Annotated in this window: 17 protein-coding genes; 12 read left to right on the top strand and 5 right to left on the bottom strand. The window is 69.4% G+C overall.

The window, feature by feature from the left end; genetic code table 11:
- Positions 1-41: 41 nt before the first annotated feature.
- The gene (locus FK268_RS12340; RefSeq protein WP_146434352.1) at positions 42-806 is read left to right on the top strand and encodes a DUF4253 domain-containing protein; all 765 of its coding nucleotides are present in this window, start codon (positions 42-44) and stop codon (positions 804-806) included.
- Positions 807-966: 160 nt separating this feature from the next.
- Positions 967-1839 (top strand): ectoine hydroxylase, encoded by an 873-nt coding sequence (gene thpD / locus FK268_RS12345; RefSeq protein WP_146434354.1) that lies wholly within the window; start codon positions 967-969, stop codon positions 1837-1839.
- 84 nt (positions 1840-1923) lie between these two features.
- Here the strand turns inward: thpD and FK268_RS12350 are convergent, their stop codons facing one another.
- From FK268_RS12350 to ramB, 3 genes are all read right to left on the bottom strand, one after another.
- Entirely contained in the window at positions 1924-2274 is a 351-nt protein-coding gene (locus FK268_RS12350) for a VOC family protein (protein WP_146434589.1), read from the bottom strand.
- Positions 2275-2276: 2 nt separating this feature from the next.
- Complete coding sequence (locus tag FK268_RS12355) at positions 2277-2801, bottom strand: carboxymuconolactone decarboxylase family protein (RefSeq protein WP_146434356.1); 525 nt, start codon at positions 2799-2801, stop codon at positions 2277-2279.
- Positions 2802-2877: 76 nt separating this feature from the next.
- Positions 2878-4278 carry an acetate metabolism transcriptional regulator RamB gene (gene ramB / locus FK268_RS12360; RefSeq protein ID WP_146434358.1) on the bottom strand — a complete coding sequence of 467 codons (1401 nt, stop codon included), beginning with the start codon at positions 4276-4278 and terminating at the stop codon, positions 2878-2880.
- Positions 4279-4682: 404 nt separating this feature from the next.
- Between ramB and aceA the strand changes: the two genes are divergently transcribed.
- The 4 genes from aceA (at position 4683) to FK268_RS12380 (ending at position 8786) form a co-directional block, all read left to right on the top strand.
- Positions 4683-5975, top strand: coding sequence for an isocitrate lyase (gene aceA, locus FK268_RS12365; RefSeq protein WP_146434360.1), 1293 nt, complete (start codon positions 4683-4685; stop codon positions 5973-5975).
- A 152-nt stretch (positions 5976-6127) separates the two neighbouring features.
- Complete coding sequence (locus tag FK268_RS12370; RefSeq protein WP_146434362.1) at positions 6128-6997, top strand: 3-hydroxybutyryl-CoA dehydrogenase; 870 nt, start codon at positions 6128-6130, stop codon at positions 6995-6997.
- Between the two features lie 73 nt (positions 6998-7070).
- On the top strand, positions 7071-8015 hold the full coding sequence (locus tag FK268_RS12375) for an NAD(P)/FAD-dependent oxidoreductase (RefSeq protein WP_146434364.1): 945 nt from the start codon (positions 7071-7073) through the stop codon (positions 8013-8015).
- A gap of 18 nt (positions 8016-8033) precedes the next feature.
- On the top strand, positions 8034-8786 hold the full coding sequence (locus tag FK268_RS12380) for a class I SAM-dependent methyltransferase (protein ID WP_146434366.1): 753 nt from the start codon (positions 8034-8036) through the stop codon (positions 8784-8786).
- A gap of 7 nt (positions 8787-8793) precedes the next feature.
- On the opposite strand, the gene FK268_RS12385 is transcribed toward FK268_RS12380, so the two are convergent.
- A complete protein-coding gene (locus FK268_RS12385) occupies positions 8794-9678 on the bottom strand; it encodes a LysR family transcriptional regulator (protein WP_146434368.1) in 885 nt (294 codons plus the stop codon).
- A gap of 117 nt (positions 9679-9795) precedes the next feature.
- Here FK268_RS12385 and FK268_RS12390 point away from each other — a divergent pair, with 117 nt between their 5' ends.
- Together FK268_RS12390 and FK268_RS12395 are read left to right on the top strand one after the other, a co-directional pair.
- Positions 9796-10545 carry an SDR family oxidoreductase gene (locus tag FK268_RS12390; RefSeq protein WP_146434370.1) on the top strand — a complete coding sequence of 250 codons (750 nt, stop codon included), beginning with the start codon at positions 9796-9798 and terminating at the stop codon, positions 10543-10545.
- A gap of 87 nt (positions 10546-10632) precedes the next feature.
- Complete coding sequence (locus tag FK268_RS12395) at positions 10633-11862, top strand: low temperature requirement protein A (protein ID WP_146434371.1); 1230 nt, start codon at positions 10633-10635, stop codon at positions 11860-11862.
- 140 nt (positions 11863-12002) lie between these two features.
- Here FK268_RS12395 and FK268_RS12400 read toward each other — a convergent pair whose 3' ends face one another.
- Complete coding sequence (locus tag FK268_RS12400; RefSeq protein ID WP_146434373.1) at positions 12003-12857, bottom strand: polyphosphate kinase 2 family protein; 855 nt, start codon at positions 12855-12857, stop codon at positions 12003-12005.
- Between the two features lie 50 nt (positions 12858-12907).
- Between FK268_RS12400 and FK268_RS12405 the strand changes: the two genes are divergently transcribed.
- The 4 genes from FK268_RS12405 (at position 12908) to FK268_RS12420 (ending at position 15716) form a co-directional block, all read left to right on the top strand.
- Positions 12908-14251 carry a DUF445 domain-containing protein gene (locus FK268_RS12405; RefSeq protein ID WP_146434375.1) on the top strand — a complete coding sequence of 448 codons (1344 nt, stop codon included), beginning with the start codon at positions 12908-12910 and terminating at the stop codon, positions 14249-14251.
- Between the two features lie 85 nt (positions 14252-14336).
- Positions 14337-14717 (top strand): helix-turn-helix domain-containing protein, encoded by a 381-nt coding sequence (locus FK268_RS12410; RefSeq protein WP_146434377.1) that lies wholly within the window; start codon positions 14337-14339, stop codon positions 14715-14717.
- A complete protein-coding gene (locus FK268_RS12415) occupies positions 14714-15343 on the top strand; it encodes a heparin-binding hemagglutinin (protein WP_146434379.1) in 630 nt (209 codons plus the stop codon). Before FK268_RS12410 ends, FK268_RS12415 begins: the two co-directional genes overlap by 4 nt.
- A gap of 73 nt (positions 15344-15416) precedes the next feature.
- The gene (locus tag FK268_RS12420) at positions 15417-15716 is read left to right on the top strand and encodes a DUF2516 family protein (RefSeq protein WP_146434381.1); all 300 of its coding nucleotides are present in this window, start codon (positions 15417-15419) and stop codon (positions 15714-15716) included.
- Positions 15717-15719 lie beyond the last annotated feature (3 nt).

Consider the following 15719-nt stretch of genomic DNA (forward strand, 5'->3'; position numbering starts at 1 on the left):
GGCCGACGTGCCCTTCCCCCCTCGCGTCAAGGAGTTCGACGATGTTCCGAGCCACTCCCGGAAACCTCGCCTCAGTACAGAACCTCGCAGGCAACGGACTCCCGCCGGGCCACATGGTCACCGCCGAAGAGGGCGACGGGGCGGCCGTGGCCTGGATCAGCGACGAGATCCTGCCGGCGGCGCGACTGGACGTCCTGATCAGAGGCCTGGCCGATGCCTTCCCCACATCCGGGCTGTGGCCGGTGCGCGCCGTCGGCCTCGAGGACGGCAACCTCGCGCGGCCCTGGGGCGACGGCGAGATGGACGGGCCGATCACCGAGATCCCCGACGCGCTCGCAGTCCTGACGCGGGGCGACGCCGAGTTCGCGGCCGAGTACCCCGATGCGGAGGCGCCGACGGTGCCGCCGGTGACCGCACTGGCGCCTGCGGTCGCGGGGCCCGACACGGAGGCGGGCTCGCTGCAGACCGGTGAGGACGGCGCGCTGATGCTCGTGCCGGTCGCCCGGCCCGCGGACGTCCCTGCGGCCCTCGGGTGGTGGGGCGCTGTGAACTACGACTACACCGGTGCCGACCACGCCGCGGTGCTGCGCTCCTGGGAGGACCGCTTCGGTGCGGTGCTGGTCGGCATCGGCTTCGACACACTCCTGGTCCAGGCCGGGCGGCGGCCGCAGACGCAGGAGCAGATCGACGGACTTCTTCGCGAGCACTACGCGTACTGCCCGGACAACATCGATCAGGGCGAGCCGGTGGACGGGTACCGCGCCGGCCTCACCGAGTGGACCCACTGGCACTTCTGGTGGGACTGACCGGCTGAATTGGACACTCGTCCCGGACCCTGGCATGGTCGGGGCCGCGGCGTGGTCCACCCACGGCGCCGAGTCGAGCAGGGGCGTCGGTGGCGACGGGTGCCCGCGCCGTCAGGAGTGCAGTGCGGAACAAGAGGCACTGCCCGGACGGAAGGTATCGATGAATCATTCTGCGACACTTGCCGACCCCTACACCACCCGCGTCGACTCCAGCGACGTCATCGATCGGCCCGACCCCGTCGTCTGGCCCGGCCGCTCCGGTCCCTGGTCCGACGATGCCGTGGACCGCTTCGCGACGAACGGCTTCCGCAGCGTGGAGGGCGTGCTCGGCGCCGCCGACATCCGTGACGTGCGCGCGGAGATCGACCGATTCGCGGAGCTGCTCGGCGACGACGAGCGCCTGATCCGCGAGACCTCGGACGGTAGCGTGCGATCGCTGTTCGCAGTGCACGAGCTCAGCGACCGCATCGCGTCGATCATCGCGCGGGAGGAGATCGCCGGAGTCGCACGGCAGCTGCTCGGCGACGAGGTCTACGTGCATCAGAGCCGGGTCAACCTCAAGCCCGGCTTCGCCGGCGGGCCCTTCTACTGGCACAGCGACTTCGAGACCTGGCACGCCGAGGACGGCATGCCCACACCCCGTGCGGTGAGCGTCTCGCTGGCGCTCACGCCGAACACGGCGTTCAACGGCTCGCTGATGATCATGCCGGGCTCGCACCGCAAGTTCGTCTCCTGCGTGGGCCGCACACCCGGCGACTACCATCGGGAGTCGCTGAAGTCCTACCGGCCGCCCTTCGGCACGCCCGAGGAGTCGGACATCGCCGACATGGCCGATCGCTACGGGATCGAGCAGGTCACCGGGGGTGCGGGCAGCGCGCTGTACTTCGACTGCAACTGCCTGCACGCGTCGGCGGGGAACATCTCGCCGTACCCGCGGTCGAACCTGTTCGTGGTGTTCAACGCCGTGTCCAACGCGCTGCAGGAGCCCTTCGCCGCCGACGCGCGGCGCCCGGAGTACCTGGCGACCCGCTGATGCGTTTCGAACGTCGGGTTCTGCGGACGGACGAGGCCGAATCGTGCCTCGTACCGCCGCAGAACCCGACGTTCGAAAAGCGTGTCAGTGGTGGCCGACGACGTTGACGACCGTGCCGTCGGGGGCGCGGACGAAGAACCGGCGCGGGCCCCACTCCTCGCTGGTGAGCGGGTGCACGATCTCGTAGCCGGACCGCTGCGCCTCGGCGTACGCGGCGTCGACGTCGTCGGTCATGACGGAGATGTCGGAGTCGATCTGCGCGGTCCGGTCACCGGTGACCAGTTGCACGCTGGCGCCGTGATCGGGCGAGGAGAAGCGGGCCACCCAGCCGAGGTTGAACTCCTCGTCGGACAGGCCCAGGAAGTCCGCGTAGAAGCCGCGGGCCGAGTCGATGTCGTCGACCGCGATGTTGGTGATCACCTTGTGCACCTTCACGGTCACTGCCGCTCCGGCTGGATGCCGAGGACGTCGATCGCGGTGGCGAGGCCGTCGTAGTTGGTCGCCAGCATGACGATCTCGACGAGCCTGCGATCGTCGTAGAACTCGGCGAGGCGGGCCCACGCGCCGTCGGAGACCTCCTTGTCCTCGACGAGCTCGGTGACCACGTCGAGGAGTGCCGCGCTGCGCTCGTCCCAACCGGAGCCGTCGAAGATGCGCTCGAACTGCACGTCCGTGAGGCCGGCTCGCGCGCCGATCCGCCGGTGGTGGCCCAGCTCGTAGTCGCTTCCCCGCAGGTACGCCACGCGCACGATCACGGTCTCGGACTCCGACCGCTTGAGCGCACCGAAGGGCATGAGCATGCCCGAGTAGCCGAGCCAGCCGACGAAGAGCCGTTTGGTGCGGCCGAGCGTGGAGAAGAGGTGCATGTCGTCGGCGCGGATGGCCTTCGCACCGATCCGGGCGATGGCGTAGTTGATCGGACCGAGCTGGCGGAGTCCGCCGGGTGTCACGCGCGGTGTCATGACCCGACGCTACCGCCTACCGGACGAGGGAGGGGGACACCGTCGAGCGGTTGGCGGCGATGTCGAGGGCACGTCCTCAGCGGACGAGGTAGGGGGACACCGTCGAGCGGTGTTCGTCGATGTCGAGAGCCTTGCCGATAGCGGGGAAGGCGCGCTGGGGGCAACCGGCCCGCTCGCACACGCGGCAGCCGGCACCGATGGGGGTGGCGTTCACGTCGGACAGGTCCATGCCGCGGGCGTAGACGAGCCGGTGCGCGTGGCGCAGCTCGCAGCCGATGCCGATGGCGAAGGTCTTTCCGGGCTGCCCGTACCGCGCGGCCCGCCGCTCGACGGTGCGCGCGACCCACAGGTAGTTGCGGCCGTCGGGCATCTCGACGATCTGCGTGATGATCTTGCCCGGCCAGGCGAAGGTCTCGTAGACGTTCCACAGCGGGCAGGTGCCGCCGGACGCGGAGAAGTGGAAGCCCGTGGAACTCTGCCGCTTGCTCATGTTGCCCGCTCGGTCCACGCGGACGAAGGACAGCGGCACGCCGCGCAGGTTGGGGCGCTGCAGCGTCGACAGCCGGTGCGCGATGGTCTCGTAGCTCACCGAGAAGAACGCGGAGAGCCGCTCGATGTCGTACTCGAACTCCTCCGCGGCGCCGTGGAACTGCGTGTACGGCAGCACGACGGCGGCGGCGTAGTAGTTCGCGAGCCCCAGGCGCGCGAGCCGGCCGGCCTCCTCGGAGCCGAACCCGGCACCGTCGACCAGGGACTCGATCTCGCGGCCGCACTCGAGGTAGGCGAGCTCGGCCGCCATCTTGAAGACCTGCTGCCCGCCGGAGAGGTGGCGGTTGATCTCGAGCACGCGGGTGCGCGGGTCGTAGCGGTGGAGCACCGTCTCGCCGAGGTCGACGCGGCGGCGGATGGAGACGTTGTGCACGGCCTCGAGCCGGGTGACGATCTCGGTGCGCACGTCGGCGTTGTGCATGCGCATCCGCGCGGTGAGTTCCTCGGCGGCCACGTCGAGCTCGTGGAAGTAGTTCTGCCGCTGGTAGAAGAAGTCGCGCACCTCCTCGTGCGGGTTCGGGATGGCGCCACGGGCCCCGGGGTCGTTGCGGCCGTCGGTCACCTGGGCCAGCTGATCCGCGGCGCCGAGGTAGCGGCGGTGCAGCGCGACCATGGCGCGGGCGAAGCCGGGGTGATCGCGCGCGAGTTCGGACAGCTCGTCGGTGCTGGTGGGGGCGTCGACGTCCATGGTGACCTCGCGCAGCTCCGCGATCAGGCGCGTCTGGTCCTGGGAGTTGAAGAACGAGGTGTCGACGCCGAAGACGTCGGTGATCTTGAGCAGCACCGGCACGCTGAGCGGGCGGACGTCGTGCTCGATCTGATTCAGGTACGACGGTGAGATCTCGAGCGCCTCCGCGAGGGACGCTTGCGACAGCCCGCGCTCCTTGCGCAGGCCGCGCAGTCGTGCCCCCACGAAGGTCTTGGACATGGAGCGAATATTAGTCGCGGAAGCCCAGCTACCGTCGGGTTCCGGGCGTTCACCGACGCCTTAGCAGTGAGGTGCGTCACAGGACCGTGTCGACGGCGCGCGGCGCGGCGGCACCGTACCGTCGAAAACCGGGCGGAGGGGCCCGGCGGCCCACGCCGGCAAACTCCCAGTACGGGCGTACTTTTTCCGTCGACCTTCGCCCTCAGCCTTCGCAAAATTAGCAAGTTCACGATGAATTCATGGCTTGCTTTGGCATTGCCGACCGCCTTGGCCTGCGGCTTTAGGTGTGGCACAGTAGGTGAAGGCGCAACGCCGGGACTGCGAATCGGGTTAGCGATAGCCCCTCGCTCAGCCGCCTGGTGGCCGATCAGATCCACATCGACGCAAAGAAGAACGGGGAGCCAATGAGCACCGTCGGACAGCCGAGGACCGCCGCAGAGATCCAGCAGGATTGGGACACCAACCCGCGCTGGAAGGGCATCACGCGCGAGTACACCGCTGAGCAGGTCGCTGAGCTGCAGGGCAGCGTCGTCGAGGAGAACACCCTCGCTCGCCGCGGCGCGGAGATCCTGTGGGACGGCGTCACCAAGGGTGACGGCTCCTACATCAACGCCCTGGGCGCCCTCACCGGCAACATGGCCGTGCAGCAGGTGCGCGCCGGCCTCAAGGCCATCTACCTCTCCGGCTGGCAGGTCGCCGGCGACGCGAACCTCTCGGGCCACACCTACCCCGACCAGTCGCTGTACCCGGCCAACTCGGTGCCGTCGGTCGTGCGTCGCATCAACAACGCCATGCTCCGCGCCGACGAGATCGCCCGCGTCGAGGGTGACAAGTCCGTCGACAACTGGGTCGTGCCGATCGTGGCCGACGGCGAGGCCGGCTTCGGTGGCGCGCTGAACGTCTACGAGCTGCAGAAGGCCATGATCGCCGCGGGTGCCGCCGGTACCCACTGGGAGGATCAGCTCGCCTCGGAGAAGAAGTGCGGCCACCTCGGTGGCAAGGTGCTCATCCCCACCCAGCAGCACATCCGCACCCTGACCTCGGCCCGTCTGGCCGCCGACGTGGCGAACACGCCCACCGTCGTCATCGCGCGCACCGACGCCGAGGCCGCGACCCTGATCACCTCGGACGTCGACGATCGCGACAAGCCCTTCGTGACCGGTGAGCGCACCGCCGAGGGCTTCTACAACATCAAGAACGGCATCGAGCCCTGCATCGCCCGCGCCAAGGCCTACGCGCCGTACGCGGACATGATCTGGATGGAGACCGGCGTTCCGGACCTCGAGGTCGCCAAGAAGTTCGCCGAGGGCGTCAAGGCCGAGTTCCCGGACCAGCTGCTGTCCTACAACTGCTCGCCGTCCTTCAACTGGAAGCAGGCGCTGGACGACGCGACCATCGCCAAGTTCCAGAAGGAGCTCGGCGCGATGGGCTTCACCTTCCAGTTCATCACGCTGGCCGGCTTCCACGCCCTCAACCACTCGATGTTCGACCTGGCCTACGGCTACGCTCGCGAGGGCATGACGGCCTACGTCGACCTGCAGGAGCGCGAGTTCGCGTCGGAGGCCCGTGGCTACACCGCCACCAAGCACCAGCGTGAGGTCGGCGCCGGCTACTTCGACCGCATCGCCACCACCGTCGATCCCAACACCTCGACGGCCGCCCTGAAGGGCTCCACCGAGGAGGGCCAGTTCCACTAGGAACTGTTCCGCCTCCCCGGGGATCTAGCCGATCGCAGGCGGTCCGTGACTTTCGTCGCGGGCCGCCTGTGGCGTAGGTGGGTACGTTTTGGGCGTACCCCAGCAGAGTTACCCTCATCTCGCTTCGAGCGGTTCTTACGTTAGGAATATTCATGTCCGAGAGTGTTTCCAGGGTCGGCGTCGTGGGCGCCGGCCAGATGGGTGGCGGGATCGCCGAGGTGTCGGCGCGCGCCGGTGCCGACGTGCTGGTCTGGGAGGCCACCGAGGAGCTCGCGGCCGGCGGTCGCGCGCGCATCCTCAAGTCGCTGGACCGCGCCGTGTCCAGCGGCAAGATCACCGAGCGCGAGCGCGATCAGGCCGCCGAGCGGCTGCGCTTCACCACCGATCTCGCCGACTTCGCCGACCGCCAACTGGTGGTCGAGGCCATCGTCGAGAACGAGGCCGTCAAGGCGGAGATCTTCGGCAAGCTCGACGAGGTCGTCACCGACCCCGAGGCCGTGCTCGCGTCCAACACCAGCTCGCTGCCGATCCAGCGCATCGCCACCGCCACGAAGAACCCCGGCCGCGTGCTGGGCCTGCACTTCTTCAACCCGGTGCCCGTGCTGCCGCTGGTCGAGGTGATCAGCTCGCTGTCGACGTCGGAGGCGGCCGCAGCCCGCGCCGAGCAGTTCGCGTCCGAGGTGCTGGGCAAGCAGGTCGTGCGCGCGACGGACCGGTCCGGCTTCATCGTCAACGCCCTGCTGGTGCCGTACCTGCTCTCGGCGATCCGCATGTACGAGTCGGGCTTCGCGACCGCCGAGGACATCGACAAGGGCATGATGCTGGGCTGCGCGCACCCCATGGGGCCGCTCAAGCTGGCCGACCTCGTGGGCCTCGACACCGTGAAGTTCATCGCCGACGCGATGTACGCCGAGTACAAGGAGCCCACCTACGCCGCGCCGCCGCTGCTGCTGCGCCTGGTGGAGGCCGGCTACGTCGGGAAGAAGTCCGGCCGCGGTATCTACGAGTACCCCGCGAAGTAGTCCACGCCCGCAACGTTTGCTGAACCGGCAAGGAAACTTGCCGGTTCAGCCGTTTCTGGAGCACGGTGGATCCATGAACGAAACGCAGATCCTGGACACCGTCATCGTCGGCGGCGGGGCCGCCGGGCTCACCGCCGCGCAGGTCCTCGGCCGGGCGCGACCGGCGGTCACCGTCGTCGATGCGGGCGCGCCCCGCAACGCCCCCGCCGAGCACATGCACGGCTATCTCGGCCACGACGGCCTGAACCCCGCCGAGCTGCTGGCGATCGGCCGGCGCGAGGCGCAGGCCTACGGCGTGCGCATCCTGGCGGGCGCCGCGACCGCGGTGCGCCGGGAGGGCGAGGTCCTCGTCGTCACCGTCGGCGACGAGCAACTGCGCGCCCGCACCCTGCTGGTCGCGACGGGCCTGCGCGACGTGCTGCCCGCGATCGAGGGCGTCGTCGAACGCTTCGGCCGCGATGCGCTCCACTGCCCCTTCTGCCACGGTTACGAGGTGCGCGACCGGCCGCTCGCCGTCATCGGCGGTGAGATCGCCGCGATGTCGGTGCACCAGGCCCTGCTCATCCCGCAGTGGTCGCGCGACCTGGTCTTCTTCACCAACGGTCTCGAGGTCGACGACGCCGACCGCGCGAGGATCTCCGCGCGCGGCACCCGCATCGTCGACGGTGCCGTCGCCGGCCTGGTCGTCGAGGACGACGCCCTGCGCGCGGTCCGGCTCGCCGACGGCACCGAGATCGAGCGGGAGGCCGTCTTCGTCGGCCCGCGGCTGGAGCCGCAGGACGAGCTCCTGCGGGTACTGGGCGCCGAGCGGGTGGCCGCCGGGCCGTTCCCGACGGTCCCCGTCGACCCGATGGGCGCCGTCGCCGGGCAGTCCGGCGTGTGGGCGGCGGGCAACGTCGTGAATCCGATGGCGCAGGTGATCGTCGCGGCCGGAGCCGGTTCCGTCGCGGCCACGGCGATCAGCGCGCACCTGCTCGAGCGCGACATCGCGACCGACCTGGCCCGGGGCGCGCAGTAGGGCGCTAGCGTCATCCCCATGACCAGCGCACTGGACCGGGTGCAGGCCCTGCTCGACCCCGAGCGGCTCGGCCGCGAGCCCGACCGCAGCCACGGCTACCTCGACGTGCTCGCACCCGAGAGTGCCAAGCCGACGGGGCTGAGCAACGCCCTCATGCACAACCCCGCGCTGGCCGCGGTGTACGAGAAGGCGTGGCGCCCCGCGTTCACCCGCCTGTTCAGCCTCGGCGGCACCGGCACGCTGAGCCGCACGGACGTGCTGCTCGACGAGCTCACGGGCCGCGGTGATCAGAAGCTGCTCGACGTCGCCTGCGGCCCCGGGCTGTACACGAAACCGTTGGCCCGCAAGCTCAGTGGCGAGGGCGTGGTGGTGGGGCTCGACGTCTCCGACGCGATGCTGCAGCGGGCCGTCCGCGACAACGCGGGCGATCGCGTCGCCTACGTGCGCGGCAGCGCCCTCGAACTGCCCTTCCCCGACGACACCTTCGACACCGTGGTCTGCCTGGCCGCGCTGTATCTGATCCCCGCGCCGCGTCTCGCCGTGCGGGAGATCTGCCGGGTGACGAAGCCGGGCGGTCGCGTGGCGCTGTTCACCTCGCTGCAGACGCCGCTCACCTCCGTCCTCGGATCGTCGACCGCGGAGCGGGTCTCGGGTTTCCGCTGGTTCGGCAAGGACGAGATCACCGGCTGGCTGCGCGACTACGGTCTCGCCGACGTGCAGCAGACCGTCAGCGGGCAGGGGCAGTTCGTGACGGCCCGCAAGCCGCGGTGATCGGCACTCAGGCCGGGGGATAGGCCGCGAGGAGCGCGGCACGCAGCGGGTCGACGGTGTGCGGGAGCCACAGCGCCTGCACCGGGACCTGCGGAGCGTCGTCGAGCTCCACCACCGTGACCCGGCCTCCGAACCGCGGCCCGGCCGGGTCGGTGACGAAGGCGGCGGCGTGCGGCGAGGTCAGCACGGCCGTCGCGGGCGGCGTGCCCTGCACCCGGTTCACCAGCAGGTCCGGTTCGAAGCCCGCGCGCCGGCACTGCGCGACGAGGAAGTCCGTGTAGAACGAGGCGTGCGGCGGTGCCCACACCACGATGGGCGACGCTGCGAGGTCCGCCAGCGCGAGCGACTCCCGACCGGCGAGCGGGTGGTCGCGATGCAGCGCGACGCGCATCCGGTGGTAGGTGATCGTCACCCCGGCCAGCCGCTCGGGCAGCGCGACGCCCCGTCGGAGCACCAGGTCGACGGTGCCTTCCTGCAGCTCCTCGACCATCGCAGACGGGAACAGCTCCCGCACCGTGATCGACGGTGAATCCTCCTGTGCGATGAGCGGTTCGAGCAGCTCGTAGGCCTCGTCGGCGGTGACGGCGGGGCTGCGGCCCACGACGAAGACCCGCGGCCGCTCGGCGCCCGCGGCCCGCGCCCGCGCCGCGAGCAGCCGGGCGCCGGACAGGACGGACGGCGCACCGTCGTACAGCGAGCGGGCGGCGGCGGTGGGGGCGAGGCGCCGCCCGGACCGGGTGAACAGCGGCGTGCCGAGCTCGCGCTCGAGCTGGCGCAGCGCGGCCGAGAGCGCCTGCTGGCTCAGGTGGAGGCGGGCCGCCGCGGCGGCCAGTGAGGGCTCCTCCATCGCGGCCACGAACTGCTCGAGCCGTCGGAGGTCGGGGGTGGTCACCCGACCAGCATCTCACAAGCAGAAGTAGTGAATAGAACCGAAAGATTCGATTGTTGGTTGTCTGTTCCCGCCCTACCTTGGAGATTGCACACATTCCCCGACGCAAGGAGAAGAAACATGACGAAGCTCGCCGGTAAGTCCGCCGTCGTGGCCGGTGGCGGCAAGAACCTCGGTGGCCTGGTCAGCCGCCACCTGGCCGGGCTGGGCGCGAACGTCGCCGTGCACTACAACAGCCCGTCGTCCGAGGCGGAGGCCCGCGAGACCGCGGCCGCCGTGGAGGCCGCGGGCGGCAAGGCGCTGCTGTTCCAGGGCGACCTCACCGTCCCCGCGAACGTGACCGCGCTGTTCGACCAGGCCAAGGAGGCCTTCGGCGGCGTGGACGTGGCCGTGAACACCGTCGGCAAGGTGCTGCGCAAGCCCATCCTCGAGACCACCGAGGAGGAGTACGACTCGATGCTCGACATCAACGCGAAGGCGGCGTACTTCTTCATCAAGGAGGCCGGCCGCACCCTCAACGACGACGGCACGCTGATCACCATCGTCACCGCGCTGCTCGGCGCCTTCACCGACGGCTACTCCACCTACGCGGGCGGCAAGTCGCCCGTCGAGCACTTCAACCGCGCCGCGGCGAAGGAGTTCGGTACGCGCGGGATCAGCGTCAACGCGATCGCGCCCGGACCGATGGACACGCCCTTCTTCTACGGCCAGGAGACGCCCGAGCGCGTCGAGTTCCACAAGTCGCAGGGCATGGGCAACCGCCTCACGAACACCTCGGACATCGCGCCCATCGTCGACTTCCTCTCCACCGACGGGCACTGGATCACCGGTCAGACCCTGTTCGCGAACGGCGGGTACACCACGCGCTGACATCGGCGCGCGCCGCCGATCCACGCGGCCTACGATGATCGACGTTTCGTGCGATCACGAATTCGGACGACGAGCAGGAGATCTTCCGTGACCGATGGACCGTCGGCGGTGCGCCGCCGCTTGACCCGGATGGCGGGGCGCGACCCCCACGAGGAGGGCCGCACGGCCACCACGTTGGAGCTGTTCTTCGACCTCACCTTCGTGGTGGTCTTCTCGCTCGCCGGTGTACAGCTGGCGGACGCGATCGCGGAGGGGCACTACCTGGCGGCCTTCCTGGGCTTCGGGCTGTGCGCCTTCGCGGCGATCTGGGCGTGGATCAACTTCACCTGGATGGCCTCGGCCTTCGACACCGATGACTGGCTCTTCCGCGCGGTCACCATGCTGCAGATGATCGGTGTCTGCATCATGGGCCTCGGCGTCGAGCCCTTCTTCGCCTCGATCACCGCCCACGAACAGCCGAACAACACGGTGCTGGTGATCGGCTACGTGGTGATGCGTGTCGCGCTGCTCTCGCAGTGGGCCCGCGTGGCGATCTCCTCGCCGCAGTACCGCACCGTCGCCGTCACGTACATCGTCGCGATCACCGTCGCCCAGATCGGTTGGCTCTTCAGCGCCTTCGCACCGCTGACGCTCGCGCAGTTCGTAGGCATCGGCGTCGTCCTGTTCGTCGTCGAGCTCGGCGGACCGTACATCGCCGAGCGGCGCGTGCGCACTCCCTGGAACCCGCACCACATCGCCGAGCGCTACGGGCTGCTCACCATCATCACGCTCGGCGAGGGCGTGGTGGGCACGGTCGTGGCGCTGCAGGCGCTGCTCAAGGCGCAGGGTTGGAGCATCGACATCGCCGTCCTCGGCGTCGCGGCGATGGTGCTCAACCTGTCGATCTGGTGGATCTACTTCTCGATCCCCGTCGGGGAGGCGCTCGTCCGCAACACCAACAAGTGCTTCGCCTGGGGCTACGGCCACATGGTGATCTTCCTGGCGATCGCGGCCTTCGGTGCCGGGCTGCACGTCGAGGCGCTGGGCGTCTCGCATGAGGCGCACGTGAGCAACGTAGTCGTCGCCTGCGCGTTCGTCCTGCCGCTCGTCGTCGCGGTCCTGGGGATCGAGATCATGGACGCCTACCTCACCGGATTCGACGGCCACCGCGCCCTCACCGTGGGCATCACCCTCGCGCTGCTCGGTGCCGGCGTGGCGGCGGTCGCCGCGGGGGCGACGCCGCTCGCCGCGCTGGTGTGGAGCGCGATCGCGCTGCTGGTGCAGGTCGTCGTCGAGGAGCTGTGGTCCGGCAAGCGCCGGGCCGAGCGCCTGGCCTAGCCGCTCCCTATAGGGGCGGCGCACTCCCTACGTCCATGGACATGGGGAATGCACATCGGGATCTCGCGATGAACGCCCCGCTAGGGAGTCCCGACGGTGCCGGGCCCGCGCCGGGCGGCACCGTCGGCCTGCGGCCCGGATCAGGCCTGCTCGAGCCGCGCCTTCTCGTGCTCGACGTCGAAGTCGGCGGGCGGCCAGTCGAGGTTCAGGCCCTCGAGCGCCTCGATCAGCAATTCGGTGATCGCGAGCCGGCTGAACCACTTCCGGTCGGCCGGGATGACGTGCCACGGCGCACCGTCGGTGCTCGTGCGGTCCAGCATGGCCTGGTAGGCCTCCTGGTACTTCGGCCAGTAGCCGCGCTCGTCGATGTCGGCCGGGTTGTACTTCCAGAACTTGTCGGGGCGGTCGAGACGCTCCGCGAGGCGCTTGCGCTGCTCGTCGAGGGAGACGAACATCGCGCACTTGACGAGGGTGACGCCCGACTGGGCGAGGTCCTCCTCGAAGCTGTTGATGATCTCGTAGCGCGGTTCCCAGACGTTCTGCGGCACCAGGTCGTGCACGCGGACCACCAGCACGTCCTCGTAGTGCGAGCGGTCGAAGACGCCGATCTGCCCGCCCTTGGGCGTCTGCTTGTGGATGCGCCAGAGGAAGTCGTGCGCCAGCTCCTCCTCGGTCGGCTTGCCGAAGGAGGCCGTCTTCACGCCCTGCGGATCGACCATGCCGATCACGTGCCGGACGATGCCGCCCTTGCCGGCGGTGTCCATGCCCTGCAGCACCAACAGGACCGAGCGGTGATCGCCCGACCGGCCGTTCGCGTACAGCAGCTCCTGCAGCTCCGAGAGCCGCTCGCCGCGCTCCGCGAGGAGCTCCTCGCCGAAGGCCTTGTCACCGTCGAAACCGGGCTTGCCGGAGGTGTCGATGTCCTGGACCAGGGAGCCCGGCCGCCAGCGCAGAGCTGCGGACGCGGAACCGGACCAACCTTTGTCGTTCGCCATGGAGTCACCCTATCCGGCGAACCCGGGGGATCTTCGGGCAAGATCGACTCGTGACGGTGTCATCTCCCGCGGGATCCCCGCAGTCGTCCGGGACGAAATCCTCGCCCCGCGTCCCGGCCGGTCCGTTCGGCGGCACGCCCGACGCGCAGAAGCAGCGCGACCTGCGCAGGATGAAGGCGCTGGCGCTCTCCTTCCTCATCGGCGCGGCGATCATCTACCTGTTCTGCGAGTACCTCGACACGAAGGGCGCGCATCTCTCCATCGCCGGGCCGTGGGTGGGCTACGTGAAGGCCGCGGCCGAGGCGGGCATGGTGGGCGGCCTCGCGGACTGGTTCGCGGTGACCGCGCTGTTCCGGCACCCCCTGGGCCTGCCGATCCCGCACACGGCCATCATCAAGCGCAAGAAGGACCAGTTGGGCGACGCGCTCGGCGGCTTCGTCGAGAGCAATTTCCTCACGCCCGACGTGATCGCCGAGAAGGTGGGCTCGCTCGAGCTGAGCGGCCGCGTCGCGAACTGGATGGCCGACCCCGACAACTCGCAGAAGCTGGGCGCCGAGGCCGCGAAGCTGGTCAAGGTGATGAGCGAGGTGCTGCGCGATGAGGACGTCGAGGCGGTGCTCAACTCGACGATCATCAAGCGGCTCGCCGAGCCGGAGTGGGGGCCGCCCATCGGGCGCCTCGTCGAGACCCTGCTGCAGGAGCAGCGCCAGCTGCCGCTGATCAACCTGCTCGCCGAGCGGGCCCACCACTGGGCCCTGGGCAGCCAGGGGGTCATCGACAAGATCGTCGACACCGACGGTCCGCAGTGGTCGCCCAAGTTCGTCAACTCGCTCCTGGGGGAGCGGATCTACCGCGAGCTCGTCGAGTTCACCTGGAAGGTGCGCAGCGACCCGGACCACGAGGTGCGGCAGGCGATGAGCACCTTCCTGTGGGACTTCGCCTCCGACCTGCAGCACGACCCGCGCACCATCGCCAAGGTCGAGGACGTCAAGGCCGAGCTGATGGGCCGCGAGGAGGTCCGCACCGCGGCGCAGGCGGCGTGGCGGGCGGCGAAGCGGATGATCGAGGCCTCCGTCGAGGATCCCGACTCGACGCTGCGGGAGAAGTTCAGCGAGTCGGCGGCCCGGTTCGGTGTGCGGCTGCGTGACGATCAGGCGCTGCGCGGCAAGGTCGATTTCTGGGTCGACCGGTCGGTACGGCACCTCGTCGAGAACTATGCGGGACAGATCACATCGATCATCACGGACACCGTCGCGCGCTGGGACGCCGACGAGGCCTCCGACAAGATCGAGCTCGCCGTGGGACGTGACCTGCAGTTCATCCGGATCAACGGCACCGTCGTGGGCTCCATCGCCGGCCTGGTGATCTACTCGATCACCCAGATCTTCTTCTGATTGAAATCACTCTGCTAGCAAACTGCTTGCAAGAGCTAGCACTAGCTGTTAGCGTGGAATCAGCCGCGCAGACGGGAGACCGGATATGACGAGCGACGAAGAGACCGTAGAGAATTCGGGATCCGACATCGGAGCGTTCATCCGGGCGCAACGTCTTGCGGCGGAGGTGTCCATCCGGCAGCTGGCCGAGAAGGCGGGGGTTTCCAACCCGTACCTCAGCCAGATCGAGCGGGGGCTCCGACGACCGTCGGCCGACGTGCTCGGGCAGATCGCCAAAGCGCTGCGGCTCTCGGCGGAGGTGCTCTACGTCCAGGCCGGGATCCTCGAGGAGCGTCCGGAATCCCCGGTGCGCGACGCGCTGATCGCGGACACGACCATCACCGAGCGGCAGAAGCAGGCACTCCTCGAGATCTACGAGAGCTTCCGCCGCGAGAACGAGACTGCACTGAAGGAGATCACCCCATGACCGAGCAGAACACCCTCGACGACCTGAAGACCCCGCTGTTCGCCGCTCTCGGCGCCGGTGACTACGCCTACGAGGCCGTCTCCGAGGTGGTCGAGAAGCTGCGCGCCGCCGCCACCGACGCTTCCAAGGACTTCCAGACCAAGGTCGAGGAGGCCCAGGCCAAGGTCGAGGAGGCCGCCGATTCCGCGCAGGCCAAGCTGACCGAGGCCGCCGACGGCCTGCCCAAGGACGTCGACGAGCTGCGCGCCAAGTTCACCGCCGACGAGCTCCGCAAGGTCGCCGCCGCGTACATCCAGGTCGCCACCGACATCTACGAGTCGCTCGCCGAGCGCGGCGAGACCGCCTTCGAGCGCCTCAAGTCCGGCTCCGTGATCGAGGACGCCACCGAGCAGGCCACCAAGGCCTACAACCAGGCCGTCGAGCTGACCGAGTCCTCGCTGGGCCAGGTCGCCACCGCCACCAAGCAGGTCGGCGAGCGCGCCGCCAAGCTGGTCGGCCGCGCGGGCGACGAGGCCGAGGCCGCTGCCGACAAGGCCGAGGCCACCGTCAAGGAGGCCACCGAGAAGGCCACCGCCGCCGTCAAGAAGGCCGCCCCGAAGGCCGCCCCCAAGAAGGCCGACGCGTAATCCGCGTCACTGCGAGTTCCACCCGGGCGCCCGGCGGCACTGCCGCCGGGCGCCCGACCTTTAGGCTGGTGTCATGGACGTTTTCCTCTACGGAGTCAACACCGTGAGCCTGCTCGCGTCACTCATCGTCACGATCGCCCTCCTCGCGACGGGCGCCTTCGTTCTGGTCCACGCGCTCCGTGCCCCGGCCGACGCCTTCACGGCCGCGGGGAAGTGGACGAAGAAGGGGTGGACGATCACCCTGGTCTTCTGCCTGCTCCTCGTGCTGGCCGGGCTGAACTACATGGGCACCGTCGTCGGGGCGATCGGGATCCTGGTGTACCTGCTCGATGTGAAGCCGAAGCTCGACGAAATCCGACGCCCGCGGTATTGAACT

Origin of the sequence: Tsukamurella sputi (assembly GCF_007858445.1) — a bacterium.
In the GTDB taxonomy this organism is placed as follows: domain Bacteria; phylum Actinomycetota; class Actinomycetes; order Mycobacteriales; family Mycobacteriaceae; genus Tsukamurella; species Tsukamurella sputi.

What these genes read in the sequence shown, in the direction of transcription:
- ramB (WP_146434358.1), bottom strand. Translation starts at nt 4,278, where the DNA reads ATGTCCAAGACCTTCGTGGGGGCACGACTGCGCGGCCTGCGCAAGGAG.
- FK268_RS12340 (WP_146434352.1), top strand. Translation starts at nt 42, where the DNA reads ATGTTCCGAGCCACTCCCGGAAACCTCGCCTCAGTACAGAACCTCGCA.
- FK268_RS12390 (WP_146434370.1), top strand. Translation starts at nt 9,796, where the DNA reads ATGACGAAGCTCGCCGGTAAGTCCGCCGTCGTGGCCGGTGGCGGCAAG.
- FK268_RS12410 (WP_146434377.1), top strand. Translation starts at nt 14,337, where the DNA reads ATGACGAGCGACGAAGAGACCGTAGAGAATTCGGGATCCGACATCGGA.
- FK268_RS12400 (WP_146434373.1), bottom strand. Translation starts at nt 12,857, where the DNA reads ATGGCGAACGACAAAGGTTGGTCCGGTTCCGCGTCCGCAGCTCTGCGC.
- FK268_RS12380 (WP_146434366.1), top strand. Translation starts at nt 8,034, where the DNA reads ATGACCAGCGCACTGGACCGGGTGCAGGCCCTGCTCGACCCCGAGCGG.
- FK268_RS12415 (WP_146434379.1), top strand. Translation starts at nt 14,714, where the DNA reads ATGACCGAGCAGAACACCCTCGACGACCTGAAGACCCCGCTGTTCGCC.
- FK268_RS12370 (WP_146434362.1), top strand. Translation starts at nt 6,128, where the DNA reads ATGTCCGAGAGTGTTTCCAGGGTCGGCGTCGTGGGCGCCGGCCAGATG.
- thpD (WP_146434354.1), top strand. Translation starts at nt 967, where the DNA reads ATGAATCATTCTGCGACACTTGCCGACCCCTACACCACCCGCGTCGAC.
- aceA (WP_146434360.1), top strand. Translation starts at nt 4,683, where the DNA reads ATGAGCACCGTCGGACAGCCGAGGACCGCCGCAGAGATCCAGCAGGAT.
- FK268_RS12375 (WP_146434364.1), top strand. Translation starts at nt 7,071, where the DNA reads ATGAACGAAACGCAGATCCTGGACACCGTCATCGTCGGCGGCGGGGCC.
- FK268_RS12355 (WP_146434356.1), bottom strand. Translation starts at nt 2,801, where the DNA reads ATGACACCGCGCGTGACACCCGGCGGACTCCGCCAGCTCGGTCCGATC.
- FK268_RS12420 (WP_146434381.1), top strand. Translation starts at nt 15,417, where the DNA reads ATGGACGTTTTCCTCTACGGAGTCAACACCGTGAGCCTGCTCGCGTCA.